This window comes from Natrinema amylolyticum (assembly GCF_020515625.1).
Lineage (GTDB): Archaea > Halobacteriota > Halobacteria > Halobacteriales > Natrialbaceae > Natrinema > Natrinema amylolyticum.
In genome coordinates this window covers 833,146-851,352 of record NZ_JAIWPJ010000002.1, presented here as the reverse complement: position 1 = coordinate 851,352, position 18,207 = coordinate 833,146, and the positions used below count along the sequence as shown (strand labels likewise).

The following is an 18,207-nucleotide window of genomic DNA, read 5'->3' as shown; positions in this document are numbered from 1 at the left end:
ATTACGCCCCGGAGAGCCCATTCACGGTGGGAATCCCGAACGGTCGTTTGCGGCAATTATTGCGGCTGTCCGGACGCTACCAACAGTTTGTCGACGTCGATCAGCGCGGTCGCCTCGACGACGACTTCCCGCGTCGAATCGGCCTCGTCCCCTTCCTCGTCCGGTTCGGCGGTCGCCTCCTCGGTCGGTTCGACCTCGAAGGCTTCCCCCACCGACTCGCCGATTCCACCGCTCGTCCCGCCCGTCGACGACAGTGCCGCCGACCCGCCAGTCCCCAATGGACCGCCGGTTTCGGGGCTCGCCGTCACACCGGCAGCGTCGTCGGTCACCATGCTTCCGACGTCGGCGTGCGGGTCCCGCTCCTGCGTGACGAGCGCGGCGATCAGGGGATGCTCGAGGACGTCGCCGGAGAGTTCGCTGGCCTCGACGGTATCCTCGTCGAAGACGTCGCTCTCGGGGATCGTCTCGACGCCGATGACGTCGTCGACCCGGATCGCGACCGACTGTTGGTCGCTCGCACGGTCGAGAACGAGCAAGCGCTCGCGTCCCGTTCGCGATTCGGAGACGGGGAAGTGAACGCGAGGGTCGATGACCGCAGTGATCTCCCCTCGGAGGTCCATCAGTCCCTCGATAGCCGGGGGCGAGCGTGGGACTCGAGTGAGTTCCGCCGGTGGTTCGGTGATCGTTCTGACTGCGTCGACCGGAAGCGCGAGTCGGTGTTCGCCGAGGCCGACGAAGAGGAACTGGAGGAGGACTTCCTCCTCCCCGTCTCCGGTGTCCGAATCGCCGGTTCGATCGGCGTCGTCGCTATCGATTCCGAGAAGCGTTTCCGAGAGGTCCGGGGCCATGGTCCTGTTCGTGTATCAGGTTCCACCAATAAAACGTTGACTCCACCGTGATTGTTCCGATAGCTGATGACTACCGTTCGGGACGGGTGCGATCGTGCGCGCCTCGTCACAAGCGGCGACCGATCGCGATTCCCGTCCGAGTGATCGTCGAGCCGTCCGCTCCCGTATTCGACACTGCGATAATATTTACTGTATCAGAAGGTTTATTTTCCGAACAACCGTCCGTCAGATGGAATGACATCGGCTTCGAACGGGGACCCCGGATCCGACGACCCCATCACAGTACTCACGTTCGACCTGGAAGAAAAACGGTACTGCGTCAGGGCCGCGTCGGTCGCCTCCGTTCTCGGCGTCACGGACGACGAACCCCTCGTGGATGCCGACGATCCGTGGGACGCGGGGACGCTCAGCGCCGCCGGCGAACGGATCAGGGTCGTCGATCTGCCGCGAGTGTTCGGATCCTCGTTCGAGACGGCGGCTCGCGTCGACGATCCGAGACTGCTCGTCTTTTCGGCCACCGACGGCGATGATCGGTACTACGGCTGGCTCGTCGACGACGTCGACGTGACCAGAACCGTCAGAACGGCCTCGCTCGAGGCGCCGCGAACGAACACGACTCACATCAGGGGACGACTCGAAATCGAGGATAGCGACGTCGTCTGGCTCGACGAACGGGCGATTCACGGATAACGGCCGCCTCGCGGAGCCGGTGGCCGAAATCGAGAGCGATCGGCCGCTGTCTTATAAGAGTCCGGGCGGTCCGCCGTCCGAATCGTCGTCGGTATCGATATCGAGGCCGAACTCCTCGCGTTCCTTCCGAAGTCGTTTGACCTGTCGGTAGTAGTATCCGATCCCGATTCCACCGAGCAGGACGGCCGCCCCGACGAGACCCAGGAACAGCGGAATATCCCGCGTGAGGTAGTATCGGAGCGAGATCGTGCTGTCGAGGTCGTCCCAGTAGAGTCGCTCCCGGTCGTCGACGACCTCGCGGTCGTACCCGTTCGGCGAGACGTCTCCGAACAGGAAGTTCGACGTCCGATGGCCCTCGGGGACCGTCACTTCGTAGGACCCATCGACGTAGGCCGGCAGCTGGAACGTCTTCCGGCCGGCGTCACCGGAGAACGCGAGCGTGCCGTTCTCGTCGGGCACCTGCACAGACGTCTCCGACTGTCCCTGCTCGACCTCGAGCTCCGAGCCCGTGAGCTCGGTGCCGTTGGGGTACCAGTAGCGGACGCTGTTGATCTCTAAGGGTTCGTCGCGATAGAGCGTCGATCGGTACAGCGACAGTTCCTCAGTCCCGTTGAGATCGTAGACCGCTCGGAACTCGCCGTCGTCGATCAGGCTGCCGTCTTCGAGATCGATGGCGACGTCGGCCTCGCTGTCACGCAGATCGCTGTAGTTCCCTTCCTGATCGAGCTGTTCGTCCGAAATACCGCCCGTCAGCGCCGAACAGCCCGCTAGCGTCGCGAGCAGTGCGACCGCAATCGCCGCGAGAACGAGCCGTCGATTCATGCTAGGGGACGACGCAGCGGAGTTCGGCCGGGAGGTACTCGCCGACGCTGGCGAGCAGCCCCGGCGGATCGGTATTCTCCGTGCAGATGACGCTCTGCTCGAGCAGGCCGAGTCGCTCGACGGTGACGTAGTCCTGTGCGTGGCCCGCGCGGTTGAGCGTGGCTCGAACTTCCGCCCGCGTCGCGCTGTTGACGTTGAGCCGGCCGTCGCCGCGGGTCCACTCGTAGAGGCGGTCCTGTTCGGCATCAGCGAGACGAGACGGATCGCCGTCCGTTCCGCCGTACACGAACTGGAGGGGGAGATGCTGGACCAGTCCGTACCGTTCGCGGATCTGCGTCGCCGATCCCGGGCCGAGCCCGAGTTCGTCGGTCGGAATCCGCACGCCTTCGCCCTGTCCGGCGTCGAGGACGAACCCGTCGTCGTCCCAGGACTCGAGCGTCCCGATATACGTCTCGCCGGCCTGGAGATCGGGGACGATCTCGCCGAACTCCTCGCGGAGGACGTTCCGCGCGACGGTGGCGTCGTCGCCCTCGATCGTTACGGAGGGGAAATCGTCGTGGCGGATGCCGATTTCGAACTCGACATCGAGTTCGCCGATCTCGTTGTTCACCAGCGAGCGCAGGGAATCCAGCGATCGTTCGCGAGCGTCGCCTTCGACGTAGAGTTTGGTTGCGAGTACGACCATTTAGGCGTCCGCGTCGATGTTGAGTTCGTCCTCGAGGGAATCGAGGCGGTCGTCCATCGCGTCGACCAGTCGGTTGTTGTCCATCGATTCGAGCGGCGAGCCACACTCGGGGCACTCGAAGTTGAAGTCCATCGCCTCGCCGAACTCGAATCGAATGGAGCAGATCTCACAGAGGTAGAACTCGTGGTTGCGCTCGTACTCCCGGCGCTCGTCTAAGGCCTCGTGGAGCCGATACATCTCTTCCTCGAGGTTCTCCGGAATGTTATCGTACTCGAACGTCCAGAGGTAGGTCAGCCACCCCGAGTCCTCGTCGCGCAGTCGCCGATACGTGGCGAGATCGTTCTCGTAGAGAATGAACAGCGCGCGCCGGACGTCGTTCAACTCGAGGTCCAGTTCCTCCGCGAGCTCCTCGTCGGTCACCTCGCCGTCCGGGGGTGCCGCCGCGACGGGCATCCCCTTGGGACCGACCAGCTCGTGCAAATATTTCTGGATCACCGGGTCCTCGAGCAGGTCCTCAAAAGCCATTACCTACGTGTAACGGCATGAGGCCATTAAGTCTTATCAAGTGCCCCGCACGCGGTAACGCGTGGCCAGTTTCGACGCGGGTGGACCGAGCGACGCGACGAAATCGTCGTCTCGCGTCGGCCGATCGACCACGTCCGTTCGTACCGCCCGTCGAGCGCGGTCTCCGGAACGACCGGCGACGAATTCGGAAACGGACGCAACGAGTTCGTGATGCTGCGGGCGCGACGTTTATGTCGCTGGATGGCACTTCTCGAGACGATGACTCCCGACACGTCTTGCGGTACCGTCCGGGCCGACCGCGCTCTCTCGCGGATCCATCGCCTCGAGTTCGACGTCCCCTGGCCGCCCAAACACGTCGCCGCCTATCTGCTCGAAGGGCCCGAACCGATTCTGATCGACGCGGGCGCGCCCGAGAAGGCGGGCGAGTCGGAACTCCGCGAGGGACTCGCCGAGTTCGACTACGAACCGACCGATATCGAGCACGTCCTGGTGACCCACATCCACAGCGATCACATCGGCCAGCTTCCCGCGCTGCGGGAGGCCGGCGCGACAGTCCACGCACCACGGGCGGGACTCGACCGACTCGAGCGCGACCTTGAGGCAGTCCGAGCCGGACTCCGCGAGACGGCGAAATCGGCGGGCTACCGGGGCGACGACCGCGACGAAATCGTCGCGGAGGAACTCGAATCCCGACGCCGGGACCGACGGTTAGTCGACCCCGAGACCGCTCGAGCGGTCGATCCGACGGGGCCGGTCACCGTCGGCGACCGCGAGTTCGGGGTCTTCGAGACGCCGGGCCACGAGATCGATCACCTGTGCTACGAGACGACGATCGAGGGAACAACGGTCCTCTTCGCGGGCGACGCGCTCATCGAATCGTTTCGCGCCGGGGCCTTTCACGTCGGGTTCGACCGCGGTGCCTACGAGGGGGTCGAGCGCTATTACGAGGCGATGGAGCGACTGAGCGAGACGGCCGCGACGCACGCCTTCCCTGGCCACGGGCCCGTCTTCGAGAACCCCCGGCGAGTCGTCGACATGACGCGGGAACGGTTGGACGCGTTGCTCGAGGAGACGGTGACGGCGCTCGAGGCGATCGAACCGGCGACGCCGGTGGCGATCGCCGAGGAGCGCGTCGGGGACATCCGGTACCACGCACCGGTGCTCGACACGCTTGGGGCACTGGGGACGCTCGAGAAGCAGTGCAGCGCATCCTACGAGGTCGACGACGGCGTCCGATACTACGAGACAGAGTGAGAGCGCTCGCGGGCCGCCACTATGACCGGGGGTAGCGGTCAGTCGGCAGCGGGCTCGAGGGGCACATCACAGTGTTTACACTGATCCCGGTCGGGTTCGTTCGGTGCGCCACACTCCGAACAGTTGATCCGAGCCGGCGGCTCGCCGTCCGTTTTCAACGAATCGACTGCGAGCGCGACGAGGAGGAGGAAAATCCCGAGCGTCAAAAATCCGAACAAGTTGAACGCCAACAGGACGACCATCACGTATCCGAGGACCGCGAGTAACGGAATGCCGACGATCACGTAGAATACCTCTCGTGATACCTCGTACATGACCCCTAATCATCAACTCGGGAACAAAATAGTTCTGGATATCACGTTCACTTTCTACTCGATAGGGGGCGATTCGGCGGCTCCGACCGGTCCGTGGTCACGACTGCACACGTCCGGCCGATCACCGATTATGAGGGTGTATTTCGGTTGTCGGTCAGCGGTCGTCTCTCCGCCCGTCTTGGTCGTCGACCGAACACACTGGCGGGGTTGCCGGTCTACTCCTCGTCCTCGAGCTTGTACTTCTGGATCTTCCCGCTGGTCGTCCGGGGCAGTTCCTCGATGAACTCGATCTCGCGGGGGTGTTTGTAGCTGGCCACCTCCTCGAGACAGAACTCTCTGATCTCCTCGGCGGTCACGTCGCTGCCGGGCTCGACGCCCGACGCGGGAACGACGAACGCCTTCGGCACCTCGTTGCGTCGTTCGTCCGGAATCCCGACGACGGCGACGTCCGCGACGGCCTCGTGCTCCAAGAGCAGGTTCTCGAGTTCGCTGGGATAGACGTTGTAGCCGGCGGTGTTGATCATGTGTTTCTTCCGGTCGACGATCTCGTAGTAGTTGTTCCCGTCTCGGCGGGCGATATCGCCGGTCCGAAAGTAGCCGTTCTCGGTGAAGGCCGCCGCGGTCGCGTCGGGGAGGTTGAGATACCCTTTCATCACCTGCGGGCCGCGGACGACGAGTTCCCCTTCCTCGCCCGGTGGGACCTCGTCGCCCGACTCGTCGACGATCTTGCAGTCGGTCATCCGGAGCGGCTGGCCGATCGTTCCGTGTTTCAGGCCGAAGGTCGAGCCGCTCTGCGTGTGGGTCGCGCCGTGGGTCTCGGTGAGGCCGTAGCCCTCCGAGATGTCGACGCCGGCGGTCTCCTCAAACCGCTCTTGAACCGCCGTCGAGAGCTTCGCGCCGCCCTCGGAGGCCGACTCGAGGCTGGTGAGATCGTACTCGCCGAAGTCGTCAGCGTCGACCATGTCGGCGTACATCGTCGTTACGCCGACGAAGTGGGTGATCCCCTCGTCCTCGATGAGCTGCATGCACTCCCGGGCGTCCCACTCGAGCGCGCTGCGGAAGTAGAGTCGGCCGCCGCCGACCAGCGGCTGGAGGGCAGTGTGAGTGAAGCCGGTGATGTGGTAGAGCGGGAGCCACGTGAGGCTCCGGACGTCTTCGGGTTCGACGTCGACGTTGGAGGCCGTCAGCGGCCACATGAGTTGTGCCCGAGTGTTTTCGTGGGTGAGCTGGACGCCCTTCGGATCGCCGGTCGTACCGGAGGTGTAGGGCAGCAGGGCGACGTCGTCGTCCGCGCGGTCGACCAGCGTCGGCTCGCCACGCAGTTCCTCGAAGGCGTGGTCGTCGGGATCCCGGGGCCAGTCCTCGCTCTGGATCGTGACGATCTCCGGCTCCATCCCGGCGTCTTCGGTCGCCTGATCGACGGTCTCCCGCAGCGCCGGATGCGTGACGATCGCACTCGCATCCGTGTCCTCGAGCTGATAGGCGACCTCGCGGCGCTTGTACTGCGGATTGACCGGCGAGATCTCGACGCCAGCCTTGAACGCGCCGATCGAGGCGACGAGGTACTGCGGGCAGTTCGGCAAGAAGAGTAGCATCCGATCGCCGGGCTCGAGGCCGATATCGTGGAGGCCGCCGGCGAGTTCGGCGGTCCAGTCGCGGACCTCCGCGTGGGTCCAGCGCCGCCCGTGGTGTTCCATCGCCTGTGCGTCCCCGTGATGGGCCGCCGTCTGATCGAATAGCTTCGCGACGTTCCCCGTTCGCGCGGATTCGTCGACTGCGTCGATATCCATGAGTTATGATACCAAGAGACGCGTTTAAAATCTTGTCTCTCAACACGTGCTCGAACCGACCGCTGGAGCGGTACGTTTAGGATCCATACTGTCGTATGGACAACAAATGATTCTCGAGTCCGTCACTCAACTTCGCGACCGAATCGATCGTTCCGATATCGTCGCGATAGTCGTCCTGATCGGTGTTCTCTCTGTTCTCGGCGTCGACGTGAACGAGATCACGATGGTCCTCGGTGTCGTCGTCGCTGCACCGCTCGGTGAGGCCGCCCTCGATAGGGCCGATATCGATCCGGCCCTCGCCTGGCTCTGCTTTGGGCTGTTCGCCGTCGCCGGCGGCGTCGTGCAGCTACGAGCGAGCAGCTACTGGTTCGGCGGCTCGCTGTTCGCGATCGGCTGCTGGATCTGCCTCGACGGCATCGACGCGTGGCGGAACGGACCGGCAGCGGAGACGGCAGGTAACACCACCGCAGGCGACGATCTGACGAGAGACGAAGCACTCCTCGTCAGCCACCACAACCGGTGGCTCGTCGAAGAACTCCGCGAGGCCGACCGGCCGCTCACGAAACGGGAGCTCTGTGACCGAACTGGCCTCACGGACGACGATTTCGAGTGCCTTCTCGAGGTACACGACGAGTCGAGCCCGATCGAACGGATCGGAAACGGATACGTCCTCGACGAAGACGCAATGGGACCCGCCGCGGCCGTCCGGAGTCTCGTCGGTTCGATCGGAGGCCGACTCCTGCGGCCGTTTCGGCTGCTCCGCCCGAACGGATAGCGAACCGGGCGGACATCCGGGACCGCGGTGTCTCATACCGTCGGCGGCAGTTCGATCGTACTCCCGACGCCGACCGACCGGAACGCCTCGGGGAGCCGGTCCGCGAGGATCCGTTGCGCCTGAAATCCGGTACAGTGGGTCCCGGCGAATAGTTCGAGTTTCCCCTCGAGCCAGTCGGCGAGTTCGTGGACCGTATCGGCGTCAACGCCGACCAGATGCGTTCCGCCGATGACGTAGCGGACCGCCTCACCGGTCACCGCCTCGGCGTATTCGATGGAGTTGCGCAGGCCGGCGTGACAACACCCGAGGACGAGCGCCGTGCCGTTGGTCGTTCGGACCGCGATCGCTTGGTCGTCGTCGACCGTATCGTCGACGAGTTCTCCGTCGACCCGGCGTTTGCCGTTCGTCGTCGTCCGGTGTTCGCGGGGAATCTCGCCCAGCGCGAAGATCCCCTCGGCGACCTCGACCGGCTCCCGGTGTTCGACGAACGCGGCTCCGCTCTCGACTTCGGTCCGGGAAAAGGGAATCCCGAGGTGGATCGGATCGGGGAACTCGCCCCCGTCGGGCGGGCCGGTCGAGTAACGGGATTCCCACAGGTCGGGATGGCAGTAGACCGTCGGCTTGTCCAGCGGATCGAGGAACTGATCCAGGCCGCCGGTGTGGTCGAAGTGGGTGTGGCTCAAGACGATGGTTTCGAACGATGCGGGGACGTCCAGGAGCCGCGCGTTGTGTACGACGCTCGAGGACTGGCCGGTGTCGAACAGGACGTCGTCGACGGCCGCCGCGAACCCCCACTCGCCGCGCAGCCCCTTCGGAATCGGCGTCGCGACCGTGTTATCGACGAGGATCGTTACGTCAACCATGATCCCCGTCCGATTCGATGGCGTCGGCGGTTACGACGGCGCGCTGGCCGTTCGATTCGGCTCTCGACGGCTGATGTCTCGATCGTGGCACTCGGTTTATACATCAGGAGAGAATACGGCGGGATATTTCAATGCGTTTTCCCTTCAGATATCGATGAATTGTCGAGCGAAAATTTCGGTATCCAAGGCGTCGTCGCGCGACCGGCGTTACTCCCGCTCCGAGTCGGCGGCCGAATCCGACGGTTCGACGCGCTTGCCCGTCTCTTTCGGAATGACCTGCCGGTCGGCGTCCTCCCACTCCCGCTCGAGTTCCCGCCCCTCGAAGAGGTGGTCGAGGAAGACCGCCAGCCCAGCCACTTCGGAATGGGGCTGGTTGGTGACGCCGACGTTCCAGTCAGCTTCCTCGTAGACGTCGAAAGGGACCTTCTCGGAGCCGACGACGAGCAAGAGCGGGTCGCCCTCGTCGGCGTGGGCCGCTCGGATGTCGTCCTCGACGTCCTGGATGCGCTCGCCGTACATCGTGAGGTGGACGACCCGTCCCTCCCAGTTGCGGATGACCCCCTGTGGTCCCTCGGTGAGTTCAGCCTCGAAGGGGCCGCCGAAGCGGTCGGTGATGTCCGCGACGGTCTCGAGCGACTGGCCGGCGTTGTCGGGAAAGAGCACGCGGTCGGCCCCCAGCGCCCGCGCGGTCAGTCCGACGTGGGTCGTCATCCGGTCGTCCCGGCCGGGGCGATGGCCGAGCCGAAGGACGGCGACCTCGCTGTCGTCGTGCATGCCCGTATCCACTCTCGGACGAGATTAGGGGGTTTCGCTTTCGGCCTGCCACTGGTCAGTCGAACTCGATGCCGTGCTATATCCAGTTCAGACGATTCGCGTCTCGATCGAGACCGGTCAGTCGGCATGCAGTGGCGCGTACTGTCGGCTGGCCGAGCGACAGTGAGGCCAGCGGACGAAACTGCGCGAGGGATGAGTGAGGGAACGAAGTGACCGAGCGAATCGGCTGGGGAGGGCGTGGCGATTCCCTGTCGCCACGGTAGCAGGACACCGGTTCTCATTCATTTCATCCGAATCTGCTATTCCATTCACACGTCTCCCGAAGGCTCGAGACGGAATCAGTCACGAAATCTTCACTACTTGAGGCGACGTGCGCTCACAGTATGAACAAGACCAACAAGGCCGACATCGAGTGGAAAGAGTACGACCGCAAGGAGACCGCGTTCCGCCGGAAGGAGTTCTCGACCGCCGTCGATGCCGATGATCTCGGCTGTAGCCTCTACGAGCTCCCGCCCGGAATGCGATCGTGGCCCTACCACTACCACACGGCCAACGAGGAGGCGATCTACGTGCTGGCGGGCGACGGCCAACTGAAAACCGAGGACGGCCTCGAGCCGCTGACAGCTGGCGACTACGTCACGCTCCCGGCGGACGAGCGCGGCGGCCACAGGGTCGTCAACGACGGCGACGAGCCGCTCCGATACCTGGCGATGTCGACGATGAACGAGCCAGACGTGACGGTCTACCCCGAGATGAACAAGTTCGGCGTCTTCGTCGGCTCGCCGCCAGGCGGCCGCGACGAGCGGTCGCTCGAGGGCTACTATCGGATCGACGACGAGACGGATTACTGGAATAAGTGACCGGTTGACAGGGGAATAATTATGTATTCGAAATATGTACTAATGCTATGCGTTTGATGAACAAAGGTGACGCACCGGCGCTCACTCGAGGCGACGGCCTCGTTTCCCATATCCTCCACTCGCAGCGAGACGTCTCAGAGACCGACCTCACGATCACCTGGGTCGACGTCGAACCGGGTGCGCGACAGGTCCGCCACGAACACGACCCCGAACAGGTCTACGTCGTCGTCGCCGGCGAGGGCGTGATGTCCGTCGGCGAGGACGAGCGCGCGGTCGAGGCCGGCGATCTCGTTCACATCCCGGCGAACACCGAACACGGCCTCGAGAACACCGGCGACACGACTCTCGAGTACGTCTCCGCGGCGACGCCGGTGTTTCCCGAACGCGAAGTCGACGAGTTCTACGGCGAGTAGGTCGGCCCGGTCGCCGATAGGCTTTTTCCGACCCCTGCGAAACACTCGCGTGATGAACCGATCCGAGAGCGCGGTGATTGTCCGATGACGGACGTTCGCGAGTGGATCGCGACCGCCCGCGAGGAACGGTGGGGGATACTGACCGACTTGGCGTTTGCAGTCGTATGGGTGACGCTCGTCGAAATCCTCTTCTACGTCGCCGGTGGCGGGCCGGCGTGGGCGTACTACGGGTGTATGCTCGCCGGGATCGTCGCGTACTTCGGGTTCCTCTGGAACTTCGATCTCGCGACTAGCCAGCAACAGCAATAGGGGGACGGCCCTGCGTCGAGAACCGCCTCGTCGAGGGATCGATTTCTGCCGAACGTGCTCCCGTCGACGCCGCCGCTGATCGACGGAGCCTCACAAAAAACGAGCCGCAGTCCGTCGGTCGCTACTTCTGTCCGTCGACGTCGACAACGAGGACCGGTACGTGCGTCGACCGGAGCGTCCGCTCGGTGACGCTGCCGAGCAGCGCCCGTCGGACGCCCGATCGGCCGTGCGATCCCATGACGACGAGATCGATTCCGTTGGTCTCGACGTAGTCCGCGATCATCGAGTGGGGTTTCCCCGCCGAGACGTGCTCGACGGTCTCGAGCCCGCGCTCCTGGGCGCGATCGACCACGTAGCCGGTCGCTCGCTCGGCGCGCTCTCGCACCTCTTCCATCTCGCCGTACTGGCCTTGCTCGATTCGATCGAGCTGTTCGGCTCCGAGGCTCAGACTCATCGAGTCGGTGTCGATCACGTACAGTGCGTGGAGTCCGGCTTCGTACTTCTCGGCGAGATCGACCGCGTGCTCGACGGCCGCCTCTGATGTCTCGCTACCGTCCGTCGGAACGAGGATTTTTTCGTACATTATCAGTCATCCGCGGGGGTCTCGCCCCCGTCGGTAACGACGTCTTCCGCGGTCTGTTGCTGGCTCATCGGTTCGGGGCTGTGACACTGTCGGACGACCCGCTTGGTCTCCATCGGTGGCTCGTCGGTCACCATCGAGACGACGATGGTGACGGCGAACACGATCGGGACTGCGATCAGCGCCGAGCCGATCGCGGGCATCCACTGCGCGAGCGCCGGGACGAACGCGCCCTCGACGCTGCCGATGTACGTCGGCACGACTTCGTTGATCATCGAGATGCTCCAGATGCTCAGTCCGGTGAGCATGCCGGCGAGCGCTCCCTGTCGGTTGGTGTTCTCCCACCACATACCGAGGAAGAACATCGGGAACAGCACCGAGCCGGCGAGCGAGAACGCGTATGACACCAGCGCGGCGATGGGTGCCGCGGGATCGAGTGCAGCCAGCGTCGTCAGCACGCCCAGCGCGACGATGCTCAGGCGACCGACGAGAATCTGCTGGCGCTGCGTGGCGTCGGGGTTGATGATGTTCGTGTAGATGTCGTGGCTGATGGCCGAGGAGCCGGCGATGAACAGTCCGGCGACCGTCGCGATCGCCGCGGCGATGCCGCCCGCTGCGATAAGGCCGACGAACCACTGAGGCAGCTCCGCCAGCTGTGCGGCCAGCACGACGATGACGTCACCCGCAGCACTACTCATGCCGGGATCACCGTACACCGCGCCGACGTTCTCGCCGTAGAGGTCGGTCCCGAAGGCCGCGAACGCGGGCGCGCTCCAGTACAGCAGGCAGATGAAGAACAGGCCCCACACGGTCGACCAGCGAGCGGTTCGCTCGCTCTCGACCGTATAGAACCGCACTAGCACGTGCGGTAGTCCACAGGTCCCGACGATCAATGAGAAACACGTCGCGATCCACAGGTAGTAGCTCCCGCTCGAGAAGGGTTCGCTGAACTCGGCACCGAGTTCGCTGATCAGCATCCCGTACTCGATCTGGGGCAGCACCGTCGAGTACCCCTGGGTGAAGCCGACGACGTAGAGGCCGGCGATGAACGCGATGATGAGGATGGTATACTGGACGGCCATGTTCTTGGTCGCGCCCAGCATGCCCGAGAGGGTCAGGTAGCCGACCGTAATGGCCATCATGAAGACGACCATCGACTGGTAGCCGGACAGTCCCGGGAGGCCGATGTCACCGAAGATGTAGAGGCCGACCAGCCCCATCCCGCGAGCCTGGCCGATGGCGTAGACGAACCCGATGAGGAACGTCGTGATCGCCGCGATCGCGCGTGCAGCATCGGAGTTGAAGCGATCGCCGACGAAGTCCGGTGCGGTGTACTTCCCGAACCGTCGCAGCTGTGCGGCCATGAAGATCAGCAGGATGAAGTAGCCCGTCGTCCAGCCGACGACGAACGCCAGGCCGTAGAAGCCCGACAACGCGATCAGAGCCGCCATTCCGAGGTAGGACGCGGCGGACATCCAGTTGGCACCGATCGCCATCCCGTTCTCGACGTTCCCGATGGATCGTCCCGCGACCCACATGTTCTCGGTGTCGGCGACGCGGAAGACGAAGCCGATCGCGAGGAACAGGAACAGCATCGAGAGGACTAGGATGGCCGGGACGAGCTTGAACGAGACGTTCAAGCCCTCCGGAAGGAGTCCGCTCTGCAGAACGACGTTCGCAGTGCCCGTCATTCGTCCACACCCCCGTCAGTCGCCGCAGCGTCTCCGCCGCCGCGACCGGTCTCCTCGACGGTCTGATGCTCGATGCCGTACTTCTGGTCGAGCGCGTCGCGCTTGCGGGAGTACCAGAACGAGAGGATCAGCGCGCTGGTCGGCGCAACGGTGGCGACCAGGAAGTAGTGCAGCGGGAACCCGATGACGGGCAGCTGCGTCGTCATCACGTCCGGAGCGAGCCGGGTCAGCGTCACGGGTCCGAAGACGATGACGAACCAGATCGCGAACCCGGTCCAGACGATACGGAGGTGATCGCGCATGAACTGCGTACTCGGGTTCAGCAGGTTCACCTCCGCGCTGAGATAGTCGGTATTTCGGTGAGCCTGACCGGGCTGTCCGGCCACGCCGCCGTCCGTTTCGGCTCGTCTGTCAGTCGAGTCATGAGTGTTATTATCTGGCATATGTGTTCGAATCTCGTGATTGTGTTGTTTTCGATTTCAAAAATCGAATGGGAATCGATCAGTCGCTCGATACCTGTTCCGCGATATCGTCGACGACCTCGGGGTTGCGCAGCGTCGAGGTGTTCCCGAGGTCGTTCCCGCTCGCGATGTCCTCTAACAGCCGGCGCATGATCTTGCCCGAGCGCGTCTTGGGCAGTTCGTGCGTGAAGACGATCTCTTCGGGCTTGGCGATCGGGCCGATCGAGTCGAGGACGGCCTCCATGGCCTTCTCCTCGAGTTCGTCTTCCCGGTCCTCGTAGCCGTCTTCGGGGATGGCGTAGACGTAGACCGCCTCGCCTTTGACCTCGTGGTCGCCGCCGACGACGGCGGCCTCGGCGATCCCTTCGACGCCGACGACGGCCGACTCGATCTCCATGGTCCCCAGCCGGTGGCCGGAGACGTTGATCACGTCGTCGACCCGGCCGAGGATGGTGATGTAATCGTCCTCGTCGATCTTCGCGCCGTCTTCGGGGAAGTAGACCCACTCGTCGGCGTCTTCGTCGGAGTACTCGTCCCAGTACTCCTCGATGAACCGCTCGTCGTTGTCGTACAGCGTGCGGAGCATGCCGGGCCACGGGTTGTTGACCGTGACGTAGCCGGCCTGACCGGCGTCGACTTCGTCGCCGTCAGCGTCGACGACGCGGGCGTCGATCCCCGGCAGCGGCGGCCCCGCGGAGCCGGGCTTCATGGTGTTGATCCCCGGCAGTGTCGTGATCATCATGCCCCCGGTCTCCGTCTGCCACCAGGTGTCGACGATCGGGCACTCCTCGTTGCCGATGTGCTTGTAGTACCACTTCCACGCCCGCGGATTGATCGGCTCACCGACGGTGCCGAGCAAGCGAAGCGAGGAGAGGTCGTGGTTCTCCGTGTACTCCTCGCCCCACTTCATGAACGCCCGAATCGCCGTCGGCGCGGTGTAGAAGATGTCGACTTCGTTCTTCTCGACGATATCCCACAGCCGGTCCTTGTCCGGGTAGTCGGGCGTCCCCTCGTACATCACGCTCGTCGTCCCCAGCGCGAGCGGGCCGTAGACGATGTAGGAGTGGCCGGTAATCCAGCCGATGTCGGCCGAGCACCAGTAGGTGTCGTCGGCCTCGATGTCGAGGACGGCGTGGCTCGTCCAGGCGCTGTACGCGAGATAGCCGCCGGTGGTGTGTTTGACCCCCTTCGGCTTGCCGGTCGTCCCCGAGGTATACATCAGGAACAGCATGTCCTCGGCGTCCCGCTGGACCGGCTCGACCGTCGATCCCTCGTGGTCGGCCACCAGCTCGTCGTAGTCGTGCTGGTTGTCCCCGAGGTCGTGATCGAGATCGTCGCCCAGTCGGTCGACGACCACGACGTCGGAGACCTCGTGCTCGACGCCCTCGAGGCCCTCGTTGGTCTTCGAGATGTGATCGAGCGCGTCGCCCCGACGGTAGTAACCGTCACAGGTGACGAGATACTCGCTGTCGGCGGAGTTCATCCGCGTCGCGAGCGCGTCGGCCGAGAAGCCGGCGAAGACGACGCTGTGTGGTGCGCCGATGCGAGCACAGGCCAGCATCGCGATCGGCAGCTCTGGAACCATCGGCATGTACAGCGTGACGATGTCGTCTTCCTCGACGCCGAGATCCCGCAGCGTCGCCGCGAAGTCCTCGACCTCGTCCAAGAGCTCGTCGTAGGTGTAGGTGCGTTCCTCCCCGAGTTCGCCTTCCCACTCGATCGCGACGCTGTCGCCGCGACCCTCCTCTACGTGTCGGTCGAGGCAGTTGTACGACGCGTTGAGTTCACCGCCGGTGAACCACTCGTAGAACGGGGCGTTCCCGTCCTCGAGAACGGTATCGTACTCCTCGTCCCACGAGAGGAGGTCGGCCGCTCGCTCCCAGCACTCCGGCCAGTTCTCCTCGAACTCCTCGTAGATCCCCTGATCAGTGACGTTTGCCTGCTCGACGAACGACTCGGGCGGCTCGAACGCCTCCTGCTCCGCGAGTCGTGCCTCGAGATTGGCATTGTCCTGTGACATGGTACAACCACTCAATCACGTACCCACTTAGTAAAGACGGCCTCTAGTTGTGCAAAATCGACCCGACACTCCCGGGGTAACCTAGCATATATAGACTATATTAGGAGGTGACAGGGGGTCGTCGGGCGGTCGTTCCCTTCGTTCATCGGGGCGCGCCGAGTCACGAGTCGACGAATCGTGACAGCTCGCAGACCGATGCGGCGAGCGAGGCGGCCGGCTCGAGCGGACCCTCTAGAGACTTAGTACCGGTCCGTCCGGGTCGCCCCGGTGATCGTCCGCTGTACCGTCGTCCGCTATTCGTCCGGATCGTCGAGGAACGTTCGGAGCAGTTCGTGTTGGCCCTTCCGGAGGTGGTTGTGCAGCGTCGGCGAGGAGACGCCCATCGCGTCGGCGACCTCCTCGGCGGTGCTCTCCCGGGGCCAGTCGTAGTAGCCGCCGAAGTAGGCCGCTCGAAGGGCAGCCTCCTGGCGGTCGGTCAGGCGGTCCTCGAGCCCCTCGCGGAACTCGCGGGCGGTCTGGACGGTCCGCTCGGCCTCGCGTTTCCCGACCAGTTCGGAGTCAGGGAACGCAGACCGGAGGCCGTCGAGGATCGTCCGGAGGTCGGCATCGGCCGCGCAGTCGCCAGTGATCGTCGCCGACCCGCCCTCGAAGACCGCCTCGTGAACGGTCACACCGTACTCGGTCAGCGTGACGATCGGGCAGGAGCCGTCGACGACGAACTCGACGCGCCAGCCGTCCTCGTCGGTTTCGACCAGCCGGCAGTCCTCGATCCCGGTGGCGGTGTCGGCCAGGTCGAAGACGTCGGCCGGCGACGCCCCCTCGAGTCGAACGTAGTAGAGGTGGGTCGACTCGTCGATCGGGACCAGCGAATCGAGTTCCAACCGGCAGCCGAGCCGGCGCGAGACGTCGACGAAAAAGGAGCGATCGTCCCGACAGGTGACCTCGAGTTCGATTACCCGATCGGATAGCAGGAGATTCCGCCGGCGAATGGCGGCGATCGCGTAGCCGACCTGCCGTCCGATCGTCGCGAGCCACGCCCGCTCGTCGTCCTCGAACGCGCTCGTGCGCTCGGTCGCGACCGACAGCGTCCCATAGACGGTATCGCCGTAGGCGAGTTGAACTCTCGCGACGGCCCCGTCGAACGAATCCTCGCCCTCGATCGTCGCCGTGACGTCGTCCGCGACCAGCACCGCCCCGTCCCCGGAGTAGGCGTCGACCGCCGATTCCGAGCGCTCGAGGGGAGCCGCCGGATCGTCCGCTCGCCACTCGTCGGGGACGATCCGCTCGATAGCGTCGGGAGCGATCCCGCTGGAGGCGCGCCACTCCTGACGGCGCTCGGAAATAGTCGCCCGGTCGATCCAGGCGAAGTCGTAGGCCTGCCCGTCGGTGAGCGCAGCGCACGTCCGCGTCTCGACTTCCTCGTGGTCCGTCGACTCGAGCAGCGCCGTGGTCACGTCCCGGTGTCGTCGGGCGACGGCGTACAACCGGTCGAGCTCGTCGCGGCGCTGGCGGACGGCCTCGAGCTCCTCGTGTGCGGCCGTTCCGTCGCGGACGAAGACGGCGAAGCCGCGGTGGCGGCCCTGGTCGTCCCGGAGCGGCGAGACGACCTCCGTCGCGCGAAACCGCGACCCGTCCTCGTGGACGCGCCAGCCCTCGGTCTCGCAGCCGGACTCGTCGAGTGCCGTCGAGAGCGTCCGTTCGGGAGCGCCCTCCTCGACGGCGTCGTCGGTGTAGAACGCGGAGACGTGGGTGCCGACGATTTCGCCGGCCCGGTAGCCGAACATCGCGGCCGCGCTGCGGTTCCAGCGCTCGACGTAGCCGTCCGCGTCGAGTCGGACGAGCGCGTACCGGTCGCTGGCGGCCAACAAGAGCCGGACGACGCTGTCGTCGCTCACCGCGGGCCCGGACTGGGGGTCACCGGAGCGAGGGCCGGACGGCCCCTCGACGGCATCGAAAGCGTCGACGATCTCGGTGTCGGTGGGCTCGGGCAGGTAGGACTCGAGGGCTTCGAAGCTGCGCCAGCCGCCCGCCGTCTTGACGACGCGAGGGTTGACGTCGTGATCGACCAGGGCGGTGTGGGCGAAGTACTGCCGGAGATCGCTCGTCGAAACGTCGGCGAGTGCGTGGTCGTCGAACAGATCGCTCGCCCGATCGGCGACGTCCGAGACCAGCATCTGGAGTCGGCGCGGCGTGACGGTGAAGATTCGATCGGCGGTCGAGAGATCGTTGCTGCGGGCGTATCGCCGGAGCTCCCGTTCGACGCGGGTCGGCAGATACGCGGTTCGAGTGCCCCGGTCGTCGTCGGTCGGGACCCGAATCAGGTACCGCGGCGGATCGATCCGCACCTGCTCGATGTCGTCGATCGCGAGCCGCGTCAGTTCCGCCGGCCGAAGCCCGACGTCCCCGCAGAGTCGAATCACCAGCGCCTCGCGATACGTTTCGGCCGAATCGAGCAATGACTCGTACTCCCGCCGTGTGAGCACTGCCCCCACAGTCCCCTCGAGGCTCATCGGTCTGATTCGCTCATTCTGGC

Annotated in this window: 19 protein-coding genes; 6 read left to right on the top strand and 13 right to left on the bottom strand. The window is 64.8% G+C overall.

What is annotated here, in order from left to right:
* Window positions 1-56: 56 nt before the first annotated feature.
* Window positions 57-848, bottom strand: coding sequence for a chemotaxis protein CheW (locus LDH66_RS14460; RefSeq protein WP_226481775.1), 792 nt, complete (start codon window positions 846-848; stop codon window positions 57-59).
* A 234-nt stretch (window positions 849-1,082) separates the two neighbouring features.
* On the opposite strand from LDH66_RS14460, the gene LDH66_RS14455 reads away from it, so the two are divergent.
* Window positions 1,083-1,538: a chemotaxis protein CheW gene (locus tag LDH66_RS14455; RefSeq protein ID WP_226481774.1), complete on the top strand. Its 456-nt coding sequence runs from the start codon at window positions 1,083-1,085 to the stop codon at window positions 1,536-1,538.
* Window positions 1,539-1,589: 51 nt separating this feature from the next.
* On the opposite strand, the gene LDH66_RS14450 is transcribed toward LDH66_RS14455, so the two are convergent.
* Genes LDH66_RS14450 through tfe form a run of 3 tightly spaced genes read right to left on the bottom strand, consistent with a single transcriptional unit; the run spans window position 1,590 to window position 3,570 of the window.
* The gene (locus tag LDH66_RS14450; protein WP_226481773.1) at window positions 1,590-2,360 is read right to left on the bottom strand and encodes a DUF5803 family protein; all 771 of its coding nucleotides are present in this window, start codon (window positions 2,358-2,360) and stop codon (window positions 1,590-1,592) included.
* Window position 2,361: 1 nt separating this feature from the next.
* Window positions 2,362-3,045, bottom strand: a complete 684-nt coding sequence (locus LDH66_RS14445; protein WP_226481772.1) for a DUF2110 family protein — start codon at window positions 3,043-3,045, stop codon at window positions 2,362-2,364.
* Window positions 3,046-3,570: a transcription factor E gene (gene tfe / locus LDH66_RS14440; RefSeq protein ID WP_226481771.1), complete on the bottom strand. Its 525-nt coding sequence runs from the start codon at window positions 3,568-3,570 to the stop codon at window positions 3,046-3,048. It abuts the gene before it with no gap.
* A 258-nt stretch (window positions 3,571-3,828) separates the two neighbouring features.
* Here tfe and LDH66_RS14435 point away from each other — a divergent pair, with 258 nt between their 5' ends.
* Entirely contained in the window at window positions 3,829-4,824 is a 996-nt protein-coding gene (locus LDH66_RS14435; RefSeq protein ID WP_226481770.1) for an MBL fold metallo-hydrolase, read from the top strand.
* Between the two features lie 38 nt (window positions 4,825-4,862).
* Here the strand turns inward: LDH66_RS14435 and LDH66_RS14430 are convergent, their stop codons facing one another.
* Both LDH66_RS14430 and LDH66_RS14425 read right to left on the bottom strand, forming a co-directional pair.
* Window positions 4,863-5,138 (bottom strand): hypothetical protein, encoded by a 276-nt coding sequence (locus LDH66_RS14430; protein WP_226481769.1) that lies wholly within the window; start codon window positions 5,136-5,138, stop codon window positions 4,863-4,865.
* 215 nt (window positions 5,139-5,353) lie between these two features.
* Window positions 5,354-6,928 carry a class I adenylate-forming enzyme family protein gene (locus LDH66_RS14425; protein WP_226481768.1) on the bottom strand — a complete coding sequence of 525 codons (1,575 nt, stop codon included), beginning with the start codon at window positions 6,926-6,928 and terminating at the stop codon, window positions 5,354-5,356.
* Between the two features lie 106 nt (window positions 6,929-7,034).
* Here LDH66_RS14425 and LDH66_RS14420 point away from each other — a divergent pair, with 106 nt between their 5' ends.
* Window positions 7,035-7,703 (top strand): hypothetical protein, encoded by a 669-nt coding sequence (locus LDH66_RS14420; protein ID WP_226481767.1) that lies wholly within the window; start codon window positions 7,035-7,037, stop codon window positions 7,701-7,703.
* 32 nt (window positions 7,704-7,735) lie between these two features.
* Here LDH66_RS14420 and LDH66_RS14415 read toward each other — a convergent pair whose 3' ends face one another.
* The gene (locus LDH66_RS14415) at window positions 7,736-8,566 is read right to left on the bottom strand and encodes an MBL fold metallo-hydrolase (protein WP_226481766.1); all 831 of its coding nucleotides are present in this window, start codon (window positions 8,564-8,566) and stop codon (window positions 7,736-7,738) included.
* Window positions 8,567-8,773: 207 nt separating this feature from the next.
* The gene (locus LDH66_RS14410) at window positions 8,774-9,340 is read right to left on the bottom strand and encodes a tRNA (cytidine(56)-2'-O)-methyltransferase (RefSeq protein WP_226481765.1); all 567 of its coding nucleotides are present in this window, start codon (window positions 9,338-9,340) and stop codon (window positions 8,774-8,776) included.
* 383 nt (window positions 9,341-9,723) lie between these two features.
* Here LDH66_RS14410 and LDH66_RS14405 point away from each other — a divergent pair, with 383 nt between their 5' ends.
* From LDH66_RS14405 to LDH66_RS14395, 3 genes are all read left to right on the top strand, one after another.
* Window positions 9,724-10,200 (top strand): cupin domain-containing protein, encoded by a 477-nt coding sequence (locus LDH66_RS14405; protein ID WP_226481764.1) that lies wholly within the window; start codon window positions 9,724-9,726, stop codon window positions 10,198-10,200.
* A 56-nt stretch (window positions 10,201-10,256) separates the two neighbouring features.
* Window positions 10,257-10,613, top strand: a complete 357-nt coding sequence (locus tag LDH66_RS14400) for a cupin domain-containing protein (protein WP_226481763.1) — start codon at window positions 10,257-10,259, stop codon at window positions 10,611-10,613.
* An 84-nt stretch (window positions 10,614-10,697) separates the two neighbouring features.
* Window positions 10,698-10,922: a DUF8119 family protein gene (locus LDH66_RS14395; RefSeq protein ID WP_226481762.1), complete on the top strand. Its 225-nt coding sequence runs from the start codon at window positions 10,698-10,700 to the stop codon at window positions 10,920-10,922.
* 121 nt (window positions 10,923-11,043) lie between these two features.
* Here the strand turns inward: LDH66_RS14395 and LDH66_RS14390 are convergent, their stop codons facing one another.
* The 5 genes from LDH66_RS14390 to LDH66_RS14370 form a co-directional block, all read right to left on the bottom strand.
* Entirely contained in the window at window positions 11,044-11,505 is a 462-nt protein-coding gene (locus LDH66_RS14390; protein ID WP_226481761.1) for a universal stress protein, read from the bottom strand.
* 2 nt (window positions 11,506-11,507) lie between these two features.
* Window positions 11,508-13,193 carry a VC_2705 family sodium/solute symporter gene (locus tag LDH66_RS14385; RefSeq protein ID WP_226481760.1) on the bottom strand — a complete coding sequence of 562 codons (1,686 nt, stop codon included), beginning with the start codon at window positions 13,191-13,193 and terminating at the stop codon, window positions 11,508-11,510.
* Entirely contained in the window at window positions 13,190-13,636 is a 447-nt protein-coding gene (locus LDH66_RS14380) for a DUF4212 domain-containing protein (RefSeq protein WP_226481759.1), read from the bottom strand. The genes LDH66_RS14385 and LDH66_RS14380 overlap by 4 nt, the downstream gene beginning before the upstream one ends.
* Before the next feature lie 58 nt (window positions 13,637-13,694).
* Window positions 13,695-15,674: an acetate--CoA ligase gene (gene acs, locus LDH66_RS14375; protein WP_226481758.1), complete on the bottom strand. Its 1,980-nt coding sequence runs from the start codon at window positions 15,672-15,674 to the stop codon at window positions 13,695-13,697.
* Between the two features lie 293 nt (window positions 15,675-15,967).
* On the bottom strand, window positions 15,968-18,184 hold the full coding sequence (locus LDH66_RS14370; protein WP_226481757.1) for a bacterio-opsin activator domain-containing protein: 2,217 nt from the start codon (window positions 18,182-18,184) through the stop codon (window positions 15,968-15,970).
* Between the last annotated feature and the right edge of the window lie 23 nt (window positions 18,185-18,207).